Raw genomic sequence first — 16,281 nt, forward strand, 5'->3', positions numbered from 1 at the left:
GGGGGTTCCGGTGTCCTATGTCACTGCCCGTGCGGCATCGTTGACGCGGTTTCGCCGGGCTTGTGGGCGTCCGATGTCCGCAGACGGCGCCGCTACCCCATAGACTTGGCCGCGCGAAGGCGCGGAGCCGTATCTCGGCGTGGCCGCGCCGCTGAGAGACTGACCGGCCGAGCACCGCGGTGCAGCCGCCGCGCGGAGGCCGAGGGCTCGCAGGCAAGAGAGAAGAGTACGCGTCGAACGCCGCGGCCGAGACAGCGCCCGATCAAGGAGACCGACCCCAGTGAAGACCGATGTCGAGGAGCTGACCCCCACGCGGGTCAAGCTCACCGTCGAGGTTCCGTTCGACGAGCTCAAGCCGAACCTCGACAAGGCGTACAAGGAGATCTCGCAGCAGGTGCGGATCAAGGGCTTCCGGCCCGGCAAGGTTCCCGCCCCGCTGATCGACAAGTACGTCGGCCGGGGTGCGGTCCTCCAGGAGGCGGTCAACGACGCGCTTCCCGAGCTGTACGGCCGCGCCGTCGAGGAGTCCGAGATCTTCGTGCTCGGGCAGCCCGACGTCGAGGTGACCGAGCTGGAGGACGGCACCCAGTTCGCGTTCACCGCCGAGGTCGACATCCGGCCGAAGTTCGAGGTGCCCGACTACGACGGCCTGGAGGTCGTCGTCGAGGACGCCGAGGTCACCGACGAGCAGGTCGAGGAGACCATCGGCAACCTCCGCGAGCGCTTCGCCTCCCTCACCGGCGCCGAGCGCGCGGCCGAGGAGGGCGACTTCGCCACCATCGACCTCGTCGCGCGGATCGACGGCGAGGAGATCGAGGACGCCTCCACCACCGGCTACTCCTACGAGGTCGGCAGCAACTCCGCCATCGAGGGCCTGGACGAGGCGATCATCGGCCTGGCCGCGGGCGAGGACAAGACCTTCACCGGCACCCTGGTCGGCGGCGAGCGCGCCGGCGAGGAGGCCGAGATCACCGTCACCGTGCAGAGCGTCAAGGTGAAGAACCTGCCCGACCTGGACGACGAGTTCGCCCAGCTCGCCAGCGAGTTCGACACGATCGAGGAGCTGCGCGAGGACGTCCGCGTCCGGCTCGGCCGGCAGGTGAAGCTGCAGCAGCTGTCCGAGGCGCGCGACAAGGCCCTCGAGGCGCTCCTGGAGAAGGTCGACATCCCGCTTCCCGAGAAGGTCGTGGAAGAGGAGATCAGCCGCCGCAACCAGCAGCTGGAGCAGCAGCTCCAGATGGCGGGGATGTCCAAGGACGACTACCTCGAGGAAGAGGAGAAGACCGCCGAGGAGTTCGACGCCGAGGTCGCCGACGCGGCCCGGCTCGCGGTCAAGGGCGGCTTCGTGCTCGACCAGCTCGCCGTCCAGGAGGAGCTCGGCGTCGAGAACGAGGAGCTCAGCGAGTACGTCGTCTCGCAGGCGATGCAGATGGGCGTGCAGCCGCAGCAGCTCGCCGAGTACCTGACGCAGAACAACCAGCTTCCGGCGATCGTCTCCGAGGTGCTGCGCAGCAAGGCGCTGAACCTCGTCGTCGAGCACGTCACGGTCAAGGACGAGTCCGGCAACGAGATCGACGTCGACGCCGTCCAGCGGGAGCTGAACGGCGAGACCGTCCAGGCGGAGGACGCCGAGACCGAGGTCGAGACCGAGGCTGAGGCGGGGGCGCAGGACGAGACCCCCGAGGAGACGGCTGAGGCCGCCGCTGAGGAGACCCCGGCCGCCGAGGCGGCCGACGAGCAGGACGCGAAGAGCAAGGACGCCTAGAGCCTTCTGGACGCCTTCGACGCACCGGGCGCGCCCCGCATCCGTACGACGGGTGCGGGGCGCGCGCGTGAGCGGGCCCGGCCGGCCCGCCGACGGTGAGGATCCTCCCCAACGTGCGAGTCGCCCGGGCAGCCCCGGGTACGCCCCTGGCGAAAAGCCGGGCCCCCGGGCGTGAGTGGGCCCGTGAGCGCGTTAATGTCCAATCATCCGAACCGATTAAAAGGACCGGAGGAACACCCGGTGAGCATGCCTCCGACTTTCGAAGAGTCGTCGCGGATCCAGGCGCGGGTCGCCGAGGCGCCCCTGCTGCCTCTGGGCGACCAGCTTTTCCAGCGGCTGCTGCGCGAGCGCATCGTCTTCCTCGGCCAGCAGGTCGACGACGACATCGCCAACCGCATCTGCGCCGAGCTCCTGCTGCTGTCGGCCGAGGACGGCCGCCGCGACATCACGCTCTACATCAACTCGCCAGGTGGCTCCGTCACCGCCGGCATGGCGATCTACGACATCATGCAGTACGTCCCGAACGACGTCGTCACGGTCGGCATGGGCCTGGCCGCGTCGATGGGCCAGTTCCTGCTGTGCGCGGGCGCCCGGGGCAAGCGTTACGCCCTGCCGCACGCGCGGATCATGATGCACCAGCCGTCCGGCGGCATCGGCGGCACCGCCTCCGACATCAAGATCCAGGCCGAGCAGATGCTGTACGTGAAGAAGACGCTCGCCGAGAAGATCGCCGAACACACCGGCCAGGAACTCGACCAGATCGAGCGCGACTCCGACCGGGACCGCTGGTTCACCGCCGACGAGGCCAAGGACTACGGGTTCGTCGACCACGTGGTGCTCAGCGCCAACCAGGTGCCCTCCGAGGGCCCCGTCTCCTGACGACCTCACAACGATTCGGAGGCACACAGTGAGCGACCTCATCCGACCCGGCTTCAGCGATATGGTCCGGCCCGGCGCGTACGCCGGCGGGGCCCCGCGGCCGGTCGACGACCGCTACATCATTCCGTCGTTCGTCGAGCGCACCACGTACGGGGTCAAGGAGATGAACCCGTACAACAAGCTCTTCGAAGAGCGGATCATCTTCCTCGGCGTGCAGATCGACGACGCGTCCGCCAACGACGTGATGGCCCAGCTGATCACGCTGGAGTCGATCGACCCCGACCGCGACATCAGCATCTACATCAACTCGCCCGGCGGCTCGTTCACCGCCATGACGGCGATCTACGACACGATGCAGTTCGTCAAGCCCGACATCCAGACCGTGTGCATCGGCCAGGCCGCGTCCGCCGCGGCGGTCCTGCTCGCGGCCGGGACGCCGGGCAAGCGGGCGGCGCTGCCCAACTCGCGGATCCTGATCCACCAGCCCGCGACCGAGGGCACCTACGGCCAGTCCAGCGACATAGAGATCCAGGCGCGCGAGATCATGCGGATCCGCGACCTGCTCGAGACGATCCTGGCCGAGCACAGCGGCAAGGGCATCGACGAGGTCCGCCGCGACATCGAGCGAGACAAGATCCTCACGGCGGCCGAGGCCAAGGACTACGGCCTCATCGACGACGTCTTCGCCAGCAGGAAGCGGAAGGCCGAGGTAGTGTCGTCCTGAGACGGCACGAGGACGAGGGAGTCCCCCAGCCCGGTCGTCACACTTCCGGGCGAGGGGCTTTCCAAGTCCGCTGGAGGCGGTAACGTCGATTGCGACGTCGTGAGCCTCCGGGACGCAGACCAGCTGCGCCGCATCCTCCAAGGCTGGCGGCCCCACGAAAAGGAGACGGTTGGGTGGCACGCATCGGCGACGGCGGTGACCTGCTCAAGTGCTCGTTCTGCGGGAAGAGCCAGAAGCAGGTCAAGAAGCTCATCGCGGGTCCGGGCGTGTACATCTGCGACGAGTGCATCGATCTCTGCAACGAGATCATCGAGGAGGAGCTCTCCGAGACCTCCGACCTCAAGTGGGACAACCTGCCCAAGCCGCGGGAGATCTACGAGTTCCTCGACTCCTACGTCATCGGGCAGGAGACGGCGAAGAAGGCGCTCTCCGTCGCCGTCTACAACCACTACAAGCGGATCCAGTCGGGTGACACCGGCCGTGACGACCTGGTCGAGCTGGGCAAGTCCAACATCCTGCTCCTCGGTCCCACCGGATCCGGCAAGACGCTGCTCGCGCAGACGCTCGCCAAGCTGCTCAACGTCCCGTTCGCGATCGCGGACGCCACGGCGCTGACGGAGGCGGGCTACGTCGGGGAGGACGTGGAGAACATCCTCCTCAAGCTGATCCAGGCGGCCGACTACGACGTCAAGAAGGCCGAGACCGGGATCATCTACATCGACGAGGTCGACAAGATCGCCCGCAAGAGCGAGAACCCGTCGATCACCCGCGACGTGTCGGGGGAGGGCGTCCAGCAGGCCCTGCTGAAGATCCTGGAGGGCACCACCGCGAGCGTCCCGCCGCAGGGCGGCCGCAAGCACCCGCACCAGGAGTTCATCCAGATCGACACCACCAACGTGCTGTTCATCTGCGGCGGCGCGTTCGCCGGCCTGGAGAAGATCGTCGAGTCCCGGGTCGGCAAGCAGGGCATGGGCTTCGGCGCGCAGATCCGCTCCAAGTCCGACTTCGAGGAGTCGTCGGCCGTGCTCGGCGACGTGATGCCGGAGGACCTGCTGAAGTTCGGGATGATCCCCGAGTTCATCGGCCGGCTCCCGGTGATCACCTCCGTGCACAACCTGGACCGCGAGGCCCTGATCAACATCCTCACCGAGCCGAAGAACGCGCTGGTCCGCCAGTACCACCGCCTCTTCGAGCTCGACGGGGTCGACCTGGAGTTCACCGACGACGCCCTGGAGGCCATCGCCGACCAGGCGATCCTGCGCGGCACCGGTGCCCGCGGCCTCCGCGCGATCATGGAGGAGGTGCTCCTGTCGGTGATGTACGAGGTGCCGAGCCGCCAGGACGTCGCCCGCGTCGTCATCACCCGCGAGGCGGTGCTGGAGCACGTCAACCCGACCCTCGTCCCGCGCGACCGCCCCAAGCGCGAGCCGCGGGAGAAGTCGGCCTGACGCCGCACGGAACGGTCTGAGACCACAGAAGAGCAGCGGGCGCCCACCGGGGCCCCGCTGCTCTTCGCTTTCCTCACAGGGCCCGCCGGGTCAACGGAGCGATCGGCCGCGGGACGGGTGGTTCCTGAGGGCGAAGTCGACCGTGTCCAGCGCCCACGACCAGGACGCGTCGGCGTCGCGGCGGGTGTGGCCGAAGGCGCCCGCCAGTTCCAGGCTCACATAGCCGTGGAACACGCTGCCGAGGAAGCGCACGGCGTCGGTCTGGTCGGGTTCCGGAAGGTCGTATCCGCGCAGGATCGCCCTCGTCATCTCCGCGTGCCGAGGCCCGGCGCTCGCCGCCGCGGTCTCGGGGTCGAGTTCGAACCGGGCCGCGGCGTACCGCCCGGGGTGCTCCGCGGCGTAGGCCCGGTAGGCGCCGGCGCACGCGACGAGGGCGTCCTTGCCCGCGCGTCCCGCCACCGCGCCCGCGACCCTGTCGGCCAGCTCCTCCAGCGCCAGCAGCGCGACCCGCACCTTCAGCTCCCGGGCGTTCTCGATGTGCGCGTACAGGCTCGGGTCCTTGACACCGAGCCTGCGCGCCACCGCCGAGACGGTCAGCCGGTCGAAGCCGATCTCGTCGGCCAGCTCCGCCGCCGTCCGGGCGAGGCGTTCGGCGGTGATGCCCGCGCGCGCCATGGAACCTCCATGCCTTAAATGATTTTGTATTTGCCTAAATATATTAGGTAGCCTCGCCACCGCAACGCCCGCCGCCGCGCGGGCCACCCGCCGGCAGGGAGGCCGACATGACCGAGTGGACCACGACGCCCATCGACGCGCGCATCCTGCGCGGCGCGCTCGAACTGGAGCGCACCGGCCGCGGAGTGCTGCCGCACCGGCTGCCCCTCGCCGCCCGCGCGCAGTTCCCGGACGAGTACCTGGCGAGGACGGAGGAGCAGCCGTCGGGCGTGCGGCTGGCCTTCCGTACCCGGGCCACCGCCGTGGAGGTGGACGTCCTGCCCACCAAGCGGGCCTACCAGGGCACTCCGCCGCAACCGGACGGCATCTACGACCTCGTGGTCGACGGCCGCCCGGCGGGCCAAGGCACCGTGCCCGGAGGGAACCTGGCCGTCATCGACATGGCGACCCAGAAGGCGGTCACCACGCCGGGCGAGCCGGGCACCCTCCGGTTCGCGGGGCTGTCCGCCGAGGCCAAGGACGTGGAGATCTGGCTGCCGCAGGTCGAGACCACCGAGCTGATCGCGCTGCGCACCGACGCGCCCGTCGAGCCCGTCCCGGACAGGGGCCGCCCGGTGTGGCTGCACCACGGCAGCTCGATCAGCCACGGCTCCACCGCCGCGAGCCCCACCTCCACCTGGCCCGCGGTGGCCGCCGCCCGCGGCGGGGCGGACCTGGTCAACCTGGGGTTCGGCGGCAACGCGCTGCTCGACCCGTTCACCGCGCGGGCGATCCGCGACACTCCCGCCGACCTGGTCAGCATCAAGATCGGCATCAACGTGGCGAACGCCGACGCGATGCGCCTGCGCGCGTTCGTGCCCGCCGTGCACGGCTTCCTCGACACCGTCCGCGAGGGGCATCCCGACACGCCGCTGCTGCTCGTCTCGCCGATCCTGTGCCCCATCCAGGAGGACACGCCGGGGCCCCTCGCCCCCGATTTCGGGGCCTCGCGCCTGCGGTTCCGGGCCATGGGCGACCCGGCGGAGGTCGCGACCGGACGCCTGACGCTCAGCGTCATCAGGGACGCGCTGGCCGGCATCGCCGCGCGGCGCGCCGAGAGCGACCCCCACCTGCACTACCTTGACGGACGCGCCCTCTACGGCGAGGCCGACTACGCCGAGACGCCCCTGCCGGACGAGGTGCACCCCGCGCCCGAGACCCACCGGCGCATCGGCGAACGCTTCGCCGCCCTGGTCTTCGAGGACGAGAACGGCGCCTTCGCGCGCCGCTCAGCCGGAGCCGGGCATCGCTGAAGCAGGGGAGCGCCGTCGGGCCGGGGCGGGTCAGCCGCGCGACTCGCCGAGGCCGGCCTCGCGGGCCAGCACGATGGCCTGGGCGCGGTCGGCGACGTGCAGCTTCATGAAGATGTTCGAGACGTGGTTGCGGACGGTCTTCTGGCTGAGGAAGAGCGTCCCGGCGATCTCGGTGTTGCTGCGGCCCTGCGCGACCAGTTCGAGGACCTCCCGCTCCCGCTCGGTGAGCTGCGGGAACGCGGCCTGCCTCGGGTCGGGCATGTCGGTGAAGTAGGTGAGCACGCGGCGCGCGATCTCCGGGCCGTAGATGGCCTCGCCCGCCGCGACCGCCTTCACCGCGCGGGCGATCTCCTCCGCGCCCGACTCCTTCAGCAGGTAGCCGCGGGCGCCGGCGCGCATCGCCGCGAAGACCGAGTCGTCGTCGCGGAACATCGTCAGCACCAGCACGCCGATGCGCGGGCTGGTGCGGGTGATGGTGCGGGTCGCCTCGATGCCGTTGCCGCCGGGCATGTGCAGGTCCATGACGACGACGTCCGGCTGGAGTTCCGCCGCCAGCCGCACCGCGTCGGGCCCGTTCTCGGCCTCGCCGACGACCTCCACCCCGAGCGCCTGCAGCAGGCCCTTCAGCCCCTGCCGGAACACCGGATGGTCGTCGGTGATGAGCACCCGGATGGTCTCGGTCATCGTCGCCCGTCTCTTTCGATGGATGGACGATGGTACCCGGCGGCGGTCTCCGCGGCGGCGAGCGGGAGCCGGACGGCGACGACGGTGCCGCCGCCGTTCCGGGACGTGATCGCGCAGCTGCCGCCGACCTCGGCGGCCCACTCCTTCATCGCGGCGAGGCCGCGGCGAGGCCGCGGCTGGCCGCCGTTGCGGGCGGTGTCGGCCAGGCCGGGCCCGGTGTCGGCGACCATCAGGTGCAGGTCGGTGTCGCGGGTCAGCCTGACCGTCGCGACGCTCTCCGAGGCGTGCAGCCGGACGTTCGTCAGCGCCTCCTGCGCGATCCGGTACGCCGCGACCTCCACCGCCGCCGGCAGGCCCGCGGGCTCGCCGTCGAACCGGACGTCCACCCGCTCGCAGCAGCCCTCGGCGAACGACTCGATGGCGGCGACGAGGCCGAGGTCGTCCAGCGCGGGGGGCCGCAGCCCGTGCGCCAGGTCCCGGATCTCCCCGACGGCCGTCGCCAGCCGGTCCCGGACCTCGGCGAGCAGCGGGTCCATCCGCTCCGGCTCGCCGGCGAGCGTGATGCGCGCCGCGTCCAGGGACATCGCGAGGCTCGCGAGCGTCGGGCCGAGCCCGTCGTGCAGGTCGTTGCGCAGCTGCCGGCGCTCCTCCTCCCGGCTGGCGAGGATGCGCTCCCGGGAGCGCTGGAGGTCGGTGGTGAGGCGGCGGAGGTGAGGGAGTGTCGCGGCGCGCGCCGCCACGGCCCCCGCTGTGAACGCGCCGGCCAGCACGGCGGCGCGTGCCAGTACCGCTCGCATCCCTTCCCTCTCCCTCCGCCTGCCGTTGCGGGACTACGCCGCCCACCCTTTCCGGCGGGGCGACCCGATGTCAGGTGACCAGTGTCCCGAACGCGACGGGAAACCGCTCTCCGCCCCGGTTCGGCGCGCCGTCGCGGCCGTCCCACCCCCGGCGTCCCCGTAGAATCGTCAGCCGTGACACAGCCCAGCAATGAGCGCGGCCAGGGCGCCGCCGCGGACGTCGACCTTCCCACCCAGTACCGACCGGCCGAGGTAGAGGGCCGGCTCTACGAGCGGTGGGTATCGGCGGGGCTGTTCACCGCCGATCCCGAGCGCGCGCCGGAGCAGCCCGCCTTCTCCATCGTGATCCCGCCGCCGAACGTGACCGGTTCGCTGCACATGGGCCACGCCCTCGACCACTCCATCCAGGACACCCTCGTCCGGTGCCGCCGGATGCAGGGCCACGAGGTGGCGTGGGTGCCGGGCATGGACCACGCGGGCATCGCCACGCAGATCGTGGTGGAGCGCGGGCTCGCCAAGGAGGGGCTGTCGCGGCACGACCTCGGCCGCGCCGACTTCGTCGAGCGCATCTGGCGGTGGAAGGCGGAGTCCGGGGGCCGCATCCTCGGCCAGATGCGCCGCCTCGGCGACAGCGTCGACTGGACGCGCGAGGCGTTCACGATGGACGACGACCGCGCCCGCGCCGTCCGGACGATCTTCAAGCGGCTGTTCGACGACGGGCTCATCTACCGCGCCGAGCGCATCATCAACTGGTGCCCGCGCTGCCTGACGGCCCTGTCGGACATCGAGGTCGAGCACGAGGAGGTCGACGGCGAGCTGGTCTCGCTCCGGTACGGGTCGGGCGAGGACGAGATCGTCGTCGCGACCACCCGGGCGGAGACGATGCTCGGCGACACCGCCGTGGCCGTCCACCCGGAGGACGCCCGGTACGCGCACATGGTCGGGCGGGAGATCGAGCTCCCGCTGACCGGCCGCCGCATCCCGGTCGTCGCCGACGAGCACGTCGACCCCGCGTTCGGCACCGGCGCCGTCAAGGTGACGCCCGCGCACGACCCGAACGACTTCGAGATCGGGCGCCGGCACTCGCTGCCGTCCCTGTCGGTCATGGACGAGCGGGGCGTCGTCACCGCGCCCGGCCCCTTCGAGGGCCTCGACCGGTTCGAGGCCCGCCCGGCGGTCGTGGCCGCGCTGCGCGAGCAGGGCCGGATCGTCAAGGAGGTCCGCCCCTACAAGCACTCGGTCGGGCACTGCCAGCGCTGCGCCACGGTCGTCGAGCCGCGCGTGTCGCTCCAGTGGTTCGTGAAGGTCGAGTCGCTGGCGCGGGCCGCGGGCGACGCCGTCCGCGACGGCCGCGTGAAGATCCACCCGCCGGAGATGGCGTCCCGCTACTTCGAGTGGGTCGACAACATGCACGACTGGTGCATCAGCCGGCAGCTGTGGTGGGGGCACCGGATCCCGGTCTGGTACGGGCCGGACGGCGAGGTCGTCTGCCCGGGCCCTGACGAGGAGCCGCCCGCCGGCTGGACGCAGGACTCCGACGTCCTCGACACGTGGTTCTCGTCCGCGCTGTGGCCGTTCTCCACGCTCGGCTGGCCGGACGAGACCCCCGACCTGAAGCGGTTCTACCCCACGTCCGTCCTGGTCACGGGGTACGACATCCTGTTCTTCTGGGTCGCCCGCATGATGATGTTCGGGCTGTACGCGATGGACGGCGTCCAGCCGTTCGACACCATCGCGCTGCACGGGATGGTCCGCGACCAGTTCGGCAAGAAGATGTCCAAGTCGTTCGGGAACGTCATCGACCCGCTCGACTGGATCGACGCCTACGGCGCCGACGCGACCCGCTTCACGCTGCTGCGCGGCGCGAACCCGGGAGGCGACGTCCCGGTGGCCGAGGAGTGGGCGCAGGGGTCGCGCAACTTCTGCAACAAGCTGTGGAACGCGACCCGGTTCGCGCTCATCAACGGCGCGCACGTCCGCGGCGACATGCCTTCCGAGATCTCCACGGTCGACGCCTGGATCCTGTCCCGGCTGCACGCGGTGATCGAGGAGGTCGACGCGCACCTGGAGGGGTTCGACTTCGCCAAGGCGTGCGAGGCGCTCTACCACTTCGCGTGGGACGAGGTCTGCGACTGGTACGTGGAGCTGGCCAAGGTGCAGCTCGCCGACGAGCGCGCCGAGGCGACCCGGCGGGTGCTCGGCGAGGTCCTCGACAACCTGCTGCGGCTGCTGCACCCGGTCGTCCCGTTCGTGACCGAGGAGCTGTGGACGTCCCTCACCGGCGGGGAGACGGTCGTCACCGCGCCGTGGCCGGCGGCCGACCCGGGGCGGCGCGACGGCGCCGCGGAGGAGCTCGTCGCCTCGCTCCAGCGGATGGTGACCGAGGTCCGGCGGTTCCGCGCCGACCAGGGTCTCAAGCCCGGCCAGCGGGTCGCCGCGCGGATCGACTGGAACGGCTCGGCCCTGCACCGCCACGAGGACGGCATCCGCTCGCTGCTGCGCCTCACCGACCCCGAGGACGGCTTCTCCTCGACGGCGTCCCTGCCGGTCGAGGACGTGAAGGTGCACCTCGACACCGCCGGCGTGATCGACGTCGCCGCCGAGCGCAAGCGGCTGGAGAAGGACCTGGCCGCCGCCCGCAAGGAGGTCGACCAGGCGCGGCGCAAGCTCGGCAACGAGGCGTTCATGGCCAAGGCGCCCGAGGCGGTCGTCGCGAAGAACCGCGACCGGCTCGCCCAGGCGGAGGCCGACATCGGCAGGCTGGAGGCTCAGCTGGCCGCGCTCCCGGCGGGCTGAGCGCGGCGCCGGCGGGCGCATCCTGACAGCGGGGCCAACACGACGATCTTTCGGCGCGGCGGCCCCGCCGCCGTTACGATCCGGTAGGGCCTGTAGGCCTTTGCGGCATTGGAAGCATCGGGAGTGCAATGGCCGAATCACCACCTCGGTCCGGCATGCCGGACTCCCCGTCCGGCGACGACCTGGACGCGGCGCAGGCCGGCGGGGACGCTTCCGGGCAGGAGGCCGCCCCCGCGCCTTTCGGCGGCATGCGCCCCTGGTGGTCGGTCGACATGGGCGACGGGACCGGCCCGCACGCGCTGGTGAACGGCACCGGTCCCCAGCCCCTGCCGAGGAACGGCACCGGCCCGCACCCCATGCCCGGCTCGGTGAACGGCTCGGGCTCGCATCCGGTCGTGGGAGGCACGGGCCCGCACGGCGTCCTGCGGGACGGCTCGGGGGCGCATCCGGTGGTCCGGAACGGCACTGGACCGCTGCCGCCGGTGACCGGCGCACCCGCCGGTTCCCGCCGCATGCCGAAGCTGCTGCTGGTGGCGGGCGCCGCCGCGGTCGCCGGGATGGTGCTCGTCGCGGGCGTGCTGGCCTGGCGGACCGGCGGCGCCCGCAAGGCGGCCGAGACGGCGGCGGGCCCCGCGGCGTCCGACAAGGTGATCAACGCGGGCCCGACGGCCGGGGGACTGCGCAAGGACCCGCTCACCGCGCCGCAGGCGAGCGCCGCGTACCCGTTCGTCGCGGGCGCGCTGGAGGCGGGCGGCGTGCCGGTCGCGAAGAGCGGCCTGGCCGTCTACACCGAGGAGCCGGTGCGCAGGGTCAGCCTCCTGTTCGCGGGCGGGACGGGCCGCATCGGCGACCCCGCCGACTTCCTGCAGAAGACGCAGCCCACCACGTTCATCGCCGGGCAGGACGCCGACCCGGGCCGCAAAGGCGGCAAGGCGGTCTGCGGCACGTTCGCCGTCCTCGCCGAGACCCACACCTACTGCGCGTGGGCGACCCGCGACTCCTTCGGCGTCGTCGCGTCCAACAGGCCCACGGTGAACCCGCAGTTCCCGCTGATGGCCGATCTGATGCACCGCATCAGGAAGGACGTCGAGAAGCCGAAGTGACGTAGAGGCAGTCGGTGTCGGCGTCCACCGCGTCCAGGACGAGCCCGGTGAAGTAGACCGTGCCGAGGGCGACCACGCGGTGGCCCAGCGTCGCCAGCGCCTCGGGCGTGACGGCGGTCGACTCGACGACGTCCCAGTGGGGCGGCAATGCGTGGGTGAAGCGGAGGTGCGGCAGCGGCAGCCGCACGAACGTGACGGGCAGTGCGCCCAGCTCGGCGATGGCGCCGTCCAGGTCCTTGTGGTCGGGGAGGCAGACGACGGCGTGGTCGATCGTCCCCCACGCCTTTCGCGCGGCGGCGAGGGCGGCGGCGATCCCGGTCCGGTCGATCGCGGAGTCGACGAGCACCCGCGTGGCCGATCCGGGCACGTCGTGCCAGGACAGGCGGCCTGGCAGGACGATCGTGGACAGCACGTCCCGCACCGCGCCCGCGGGGGGCTCGGCCACTCCGGGGAGGCGGCGGGCTGCGGCCACGCCGAGTTCGGCCGCCGCGCGCCCGAGACCGGCGGGGAGGAGGTCCGGGGGGATTCCGCTGGTGCCGGGCTCCACGAACTCCGCGGCGGCGAGCACCCGCGCGACCTCGGCCGACTGGGGAGCCGACAGGACGCGCGCGTGCGGCCCGGCGACGCCGAGCTTCTCCTCGGCGATCTCCGCCTCGGTGTCGCCGAGGACGCCGGCGTGCTCCCGGAAGACCGGCGTGATCGCGGCGACGTCCGGCGGGAACAGGGCGACCTCGTCCGACCGCCCGCCCATGCCCGCCTCCAGGACGAGCGCGTCCGCCCCGGCGCGGCGCGCATGCAGGACGCCCGCGATCGTGAAGAGCCCCGACGGCGACAGGTAGCCCCCGGACGGGGGCGGAAGGGCCGTGACGGCCTCGTCGAGGGCGTCCGCAAGGAAGGCGAGTTCCTCGGGGGAGACGGCGCGACCGTCCATCCTGATGCGGTCCCGATGGCTGCGCAGCCCCGGACTCGTGACGGTGCACACACGGAGCCCGGCGGCCCCGAGGAAGGCCGACGCGTACGTCGCGGCCGTCCCCTTGCCCTTGGAGCCGACGACGGTCAGGACGGGAACGCCCGGCGCGAGGAGGCCCAGCGCCCTGGCGAGGGCACGGGCCCGCCCGATGTCGCGGGTCTCGCCCGGAGCGCGCCGCTCCCACTCGCGGAAGAACACCTCCATGCCTCCAGTGTGGCCGCCTCCAGTGTGGGCCCGGGCGGGGGCGCGCCCACCGCCGAGTAGGCTCTGTGACCGTGAGTCAGGTATCCGAGCCGTCCGATTACAGGGCCACCGTCGCCGCGATCATGGGGCGGGGGGTCGAGTGGGACATCGACCCGACCCTCGACCGGATCGCCGACCTGGTCGACGTCCTGGGCGGGCCGCAGCGTGCGTACCCGGTGATCCACATCGCCGGGACGAACGGCAAGTCCAGCACCGCGCGGCTCATCGAGGCGCTGCTGCGCGAGCGCGGCCTGCGCACCGGGCTCTACACCAGCCCCGAGCTGACGACGCTGCGCGAGCGCATCGCGATCGACGGGGAGCCGATCAGCGAGGAGCGCTTCGTCGAGACGTTCAACGACGTGCTGCCCTACCTCCAGCTGATCGACGGCAAGCACGAGACGCGGCTGTCGTTCTTCGAGGTGCTCACCGCGATGGCCTTCGCGGCGTTCGCGGACGCGCCGGTCGACGTGGCGGTGGTCGAGACCGGCATGGGCGGCGCCTGGGACGCCACGAACGTCGCCGACGGCGCCGTCGCGGTGATCACGCCGATCGGCCTGGACCACACCCGCTACCTCGGCGACACGCTGGAGCAGATCGCGGGGGAGAAGGCGGGCATCATCAAGCCGGGCGCGGTCGCGGTGCTGGCGCAGCAGCCGGTCGAGGCCGCCGAGGTGCTGCTGCACCGGGTCGTGGAGACCGGCGCGACGGCGGCGCGCGAGGGCGTCGAGTACGGCGTGCTGAGCCGGGACGTCGCGTTCGGCGGCCAGCAGATCGCGATCCGCGGCCTGCACGGCGTCTACGACGAGATCTTCCTGCCCCTGTTCGGCGAGCACCAGGCGAGCAACGCCGCGACGGCCCTGGCCGCCGTGGAGGCGTTCGCCAGCGGCGCCCCGACCCGGGGCGAGCCCAACCTGGAGGCCGCGACCCGGATCGCGCCCGGCGAGTCCTTCCTCGGCGGCGAGGAGGGGCAGCTCGACCCGGCGCTGGTCCGCAGCGGCTTCGCCAAGTCGGCCTCGCCGGGCCGGCTGGAGGTCGCCCGGACGGGCCCGACCGTCCTGCTGGACTCGGCGCACAACCCGGCGGGGATGGCCGCGACCGTCGCCACGGTCACCGAGTCGTTCGGCTTCACCCGGCTCGCCGGGGTCCTCGCCATCGCCGCCGACAAGGACGTCGCCGGGGTCCTCGACCAGCTCGAACCCGTGCTGGCCGAGCTGGTGGTGACCCGCAACTCCTCGCCGCGCTCGATGCCGCCCGAGGAGCTGGCCGAGATCGCCGAGGGGATCTTCGGGCCGGAGCGCGTCCATGTCGCCGAGCGCCTGGACGACGCCATCGACCGGGCGATCGGGCTCGCCGAGGAGACCGGCGAGTACCGGGGCGCCGGCGTGCTGATCACCGGCTCGGTGGTCACCGCGGGCGACGCCCGCACCCTGCTGCGCGTCGAGGAAGGCCGGTGACGGGCATGAGCACACGGACCGCCGCGAACCCGGCACGGAGGCTGTTCGCCACCGTGCTGGCGTGCGAGGCCATCGTGATCGCGCTCGCGATCCCGGTGGCGGTGACGGTGCTGGACGTGGACGGCGCGACCGCCGGCGGCGTGTGCGGCGGGCTGGCCTTCGCCTGCGTGCTGCTGGCGGGCCTGCTGCGGTTCCCGTGGGCGGTCGCCGCGGGCACGGTCCTGCAGGTGCTGATCATCGCGACCGGGTTCATGGTGCCGGCCATGTTCTTCCTCGGTGTCGTGTTCGGGGCGCTTTGGGGCACGGCCATTTGGCTGGGACGCAAGGTGGGGAACGCTCAGCCGCGCTAGGTTCGCGGGGACGGCACCATTGCGTCCGCCAATTCTCGCCAATCCCAATTATTGCCTTAATTTGGACATTTTTCCTTTCTGGGAATGCGCGTGCGGCGGATGACGACGTCCTAAGGAGCACGCCGTGTCCTCCCACGCACGCGAACACCCGCCCGGCGGCCTCGCAAGGAGGCGGCCCGCCACCGGGCCCCAGCCGCGCTTCCCCGAGGGCGCCGCCCGGCGGCGCCTCGCCATGCTCGGCGCGCTGCTGCTCACGTTCACCGCCCTGCCCGCCGCCGTCCTGGTCGTGCCCGACGCGTCCGGCGACGTGGTCCCGGCCGCCGCGAGCGCCCTCGCACTCGGCGACGCCGAGATCCCCGGGCTGCTGCGCGCCACCGGGCTGTCGCTGCCCGCGCTGCTGGTCACCGTGCCGCTCGCCGCCGTCGCCGCCCGCCGGTTCCCCGCGTGGTTCGTGCTCATGGCCGGGCTCGCGGTGCTGCTCGCCGGCACCGGCGCCGTCCGCCTCGCCGACTCGGTGCCCCTCGTCGGGGCGGTCAGGGCACTCCAGGGCGCCGGCGCGGGCATCGTCCTGCCCGCGAGCCTCGTCCTGGTGTGGGAACGGCGGAACCGCGCCCTGACCGCCGCCTGGGCCGGCGCCCTCGCGGGCACGCTGATCCTCGCGATGCCGCTGGCGCTGAAGGCCGTCCCGCCGCCCGCCGACGGCACCGCCGTCCCCGACTGGCGCGTCGCGCTCGCCCCCTACCCGCTGCTCGCCGTGGCCGCCACCGCGGCGGCGCTCGCCCACCCGCTCCTGTGCGCACGCCCCCGACGGCCGCTCGCGTTCCGGCGCACCGAGCGCGGCCAACTGCTCCTCGTGCTCGTCCCCGCAGGCGGCTTCGCGTTCCTCGCCGTCGCCGCCGCGCACAACTGGTCGCCCGGCGCGCGCCTCCTTCTCGCCGGCCTCGCGCTGCCCGCCCTGGCCGGACTCGCCCTCACCGGCGGCCGGGACTCGGCGGCGGGCAGCCCGTTCGGCTGCGCGGTCGTCATGATCGCCACCGGGCTGCTCTGCCACCCGGTCGCCGGCCCGCTGGCCGGGCTGGCCGCCGCCCGGGCCGGCGCGGG

At 72.4% G+C, this 16,281-nt stretch carries 14 protein-coding genes; 10 read left to right on the forward strand and 4 right to left on the reverse strand.

What is annotated here, in order from left to right; translation table 11 throughout:
• Nucleotides 1-280: 280 nt before the first annotated feature.
• The 4 genes from tig (at nt 281) to clpX (ending at nt 4,816) form a co-directional block, all read left to right on the forward strand.
• Complete coding sequence (gene tig, locus ABWI07_RS36910; protein ID WP_353821397.1) at nt 281-1,765, forward strand: trigger factor; 1,485 nt, start codon at nt 281-283, stop codon at nt 1,763-1,765.
• Nucleotides 1,766-2,011: 246 nt separating this feature from the next.
• Nucleotides 2,012-2,644 carry a ClpP family protease gene (locus ABWI07_RS36915; RefSeq protein WP_149261679.1) on the forward strand — a complete coding sequence of 211 codons (633 nt, stop codon included), beginning with the start codon at nt 2,012-2,014 and terminating at the stop codon, nt 2,642-2,644.
• A gap of 61 nt (nt 2,645-2,705) precedes the next feature.
• Nucleotides 2,706-3,368 (forward strand): ATP-dependent Clp protease proteolytic subunit, encoded by a 663-nt coding sequence (locus tag ABWI07_RS36920; RefSeq protein ID WP_353821402.1) that lies wholly within the window; start codon nt 2,706-2,708, stop codon nt 3,366-3,368.
• 173 nt (nt 3,369-3,541) lie between these two features.
• Entirely contained in the window at nt 3,542-4,816 is a 1,275-nt protein-coding gene (clpX, locus tag ABWI07_RS36925) for an ATP-dependent Clp protease ATP-binding subunit ClpX (RefSeq protein ID WP_149261596.1), read from the forward strand.
• 90 nt (nt 4,817-4,906) lie between these two features.
• Here the strand turns inward: clpX and ABWI07_RS36930 are convergent, their stop codons facing one another.
• Nucleotides 4,907-5,491 (reverse strand): TetR/AcrR family transcriptional regulator, encoded by a 585-nt coding sequence (locus tag ABWI07_RS36930; RefSeq protein WP_149261597.1) that lies wholly within the window; start codon nt 5,489-5,491, stop codon nt 4,907-4,909.
• Nucleotides 5,492-5,598: 107 nt separating this feature from the next.
• Here ABWI07_RS36930 and ABWI07_RS36935 point away from each other — a divergent pair, with 107 nt between their 5' ends.
• Nucleotides 5,599-6,783, forward strand: coding sequence for a GDSL-type esterase/lipase family protein (locus tag ABWI07_RS36935; RefSeq protein WP_353821398.1), 1,185 nt, complete (start codon nt 5,599-5,601; stop codon nt 6,781-6,783).
• Between the two features lie 30 nt (nt 6,784-6,813).
• On the opposite strand, the gene ABWI07_RS36940 is transcribed toward ABWI07_RS36935, so the two are convergent.
• Nucleotides 6,814-7,467 (reverse strand): response regulator transcription factor, encoded by a 654-nt coding sequence (locus ABWI07_RS36940; protein ID WP_149261599.1) that lies wholly within the window; start codon nt 7,465-7,467, stop codon nt 6,814-6,816.
• A complete protein-coding gene (locus tag ABWI07_RS36945; RefSeq protein ID WP_149261600.1) occupies nt 7,464-8,264 on the reverse strand; it encodes a sensor histidine kinase in 801 nt (266 codons plus the stop codon). Before ABWI07_RS36945 ends, ABWI07_RS36940 begins: the two co-directional genes overlap by 4 nt.
• A 174-nt stretch (nt 8,265-8,438) precedes the next feature.
• Here ABWI07_RS36945 and ABWI07_RS36950 point away from each other — a divergent pair, with 174 nt between their 5' ends.
• Both ABWI07_RS36950 and ABWI07_RS36955 read left to right on the forward strand, forming a co-directional pair.
• On the forward strand, nt 8,439-11,060 hold the full coding sequence (locus ABWI07_RS36950; RefSeq protein WP_353821399.1) for a valine--tRNA ligase: 2,622 nt from the start codon (nt 8,439-8,441) through the stop codon (nt 11,058-11,060).
• A 155-nt stretch (nt 11,061-11,215) separates the two neighbouring features.
• The gene (locus ABWI07_RS36955) at nt 11,216-12,163 is read left to right on the forward strand and encodes a hypothetical protein (protein WP_149261602.1); all 948 of its coding nucleotides are present in this window, start codon (nt 11,216-11,218) and stop codon (nt 12,161-12,163) included.
• Here the strand turns inward: ABWI07_RS36955 and ABWI07_RS36960 are convergent.
• Nucleotides 12,135-13,337, reverse strand: a complete 1,203-nt coding sequence (locus ABWI07_RS36960; RefSeq protein ID WP_353821400.1) for a folylpolyglutamate synthase/dihydrofolate synthase family protein — start codon at nt 13,335-13,337, stop codon at nt 12,135-12,137. The two genes, ABWI07_RS36955 and ABWI07_RS36960, sit on opposite strands and share 29 nt — an antisense overlap.
• 122 nt (nt 13,338-13,459) lie before the next feature.
• Between ABWI07_RS36960 and ABWI07_RS36965 the strand changes: the two genes are divergently transcribed.
• From ABWI07_RS36965 to ABWI07_RS36975, 3 genes are all read left to right on the forward strand, one after another.
• Nucleotides 13,460-14,830 carry a bifunctional folylpolyglutamate synthase/dihydrofolate synthase gene (locus ABWI07_RS36965; RefSeq protein ID WP_353821403.1) on the forward strand — a complete coding sequence of 457 codons (1,371 nt, stop codon included), beginning with the start codon at nt 13,460-13,462 and terminating at the stop codon, nt 14,828-14,830.
• Nucleotides 14,831-14,835: 5 nt separating this feature from the next.
• Complete coding sequence (locus ABWI07_RS36970) at nt 14,836-15,180, forward strand: DUF4233 domain-containing protein (RefSeq protein ID WP_149261604.1); 345 nt, start codon at nt 14,836-14,838, stop codon at nt 15,178-15,180.
• A gap of 124 nt (nt 15,181-15,304) precedes the next feature.
• Nucleotides 15,305-16,281: MFS transporter (locus ABWI07_RS36975; protein ID WP_502912890.1), on the forward strand; the 977-nt coding region annotated here is incomplete at its 3' end.

The sequence above is a fragment of the Actinomadura sp. NPDC000600 genome, assembly GCF_040492135.1.
GTDB lineage: Bacteria > Actinomycetota > Actinomycetes > Streptosporangiales > Streptosporangiaceae > Spirillospora.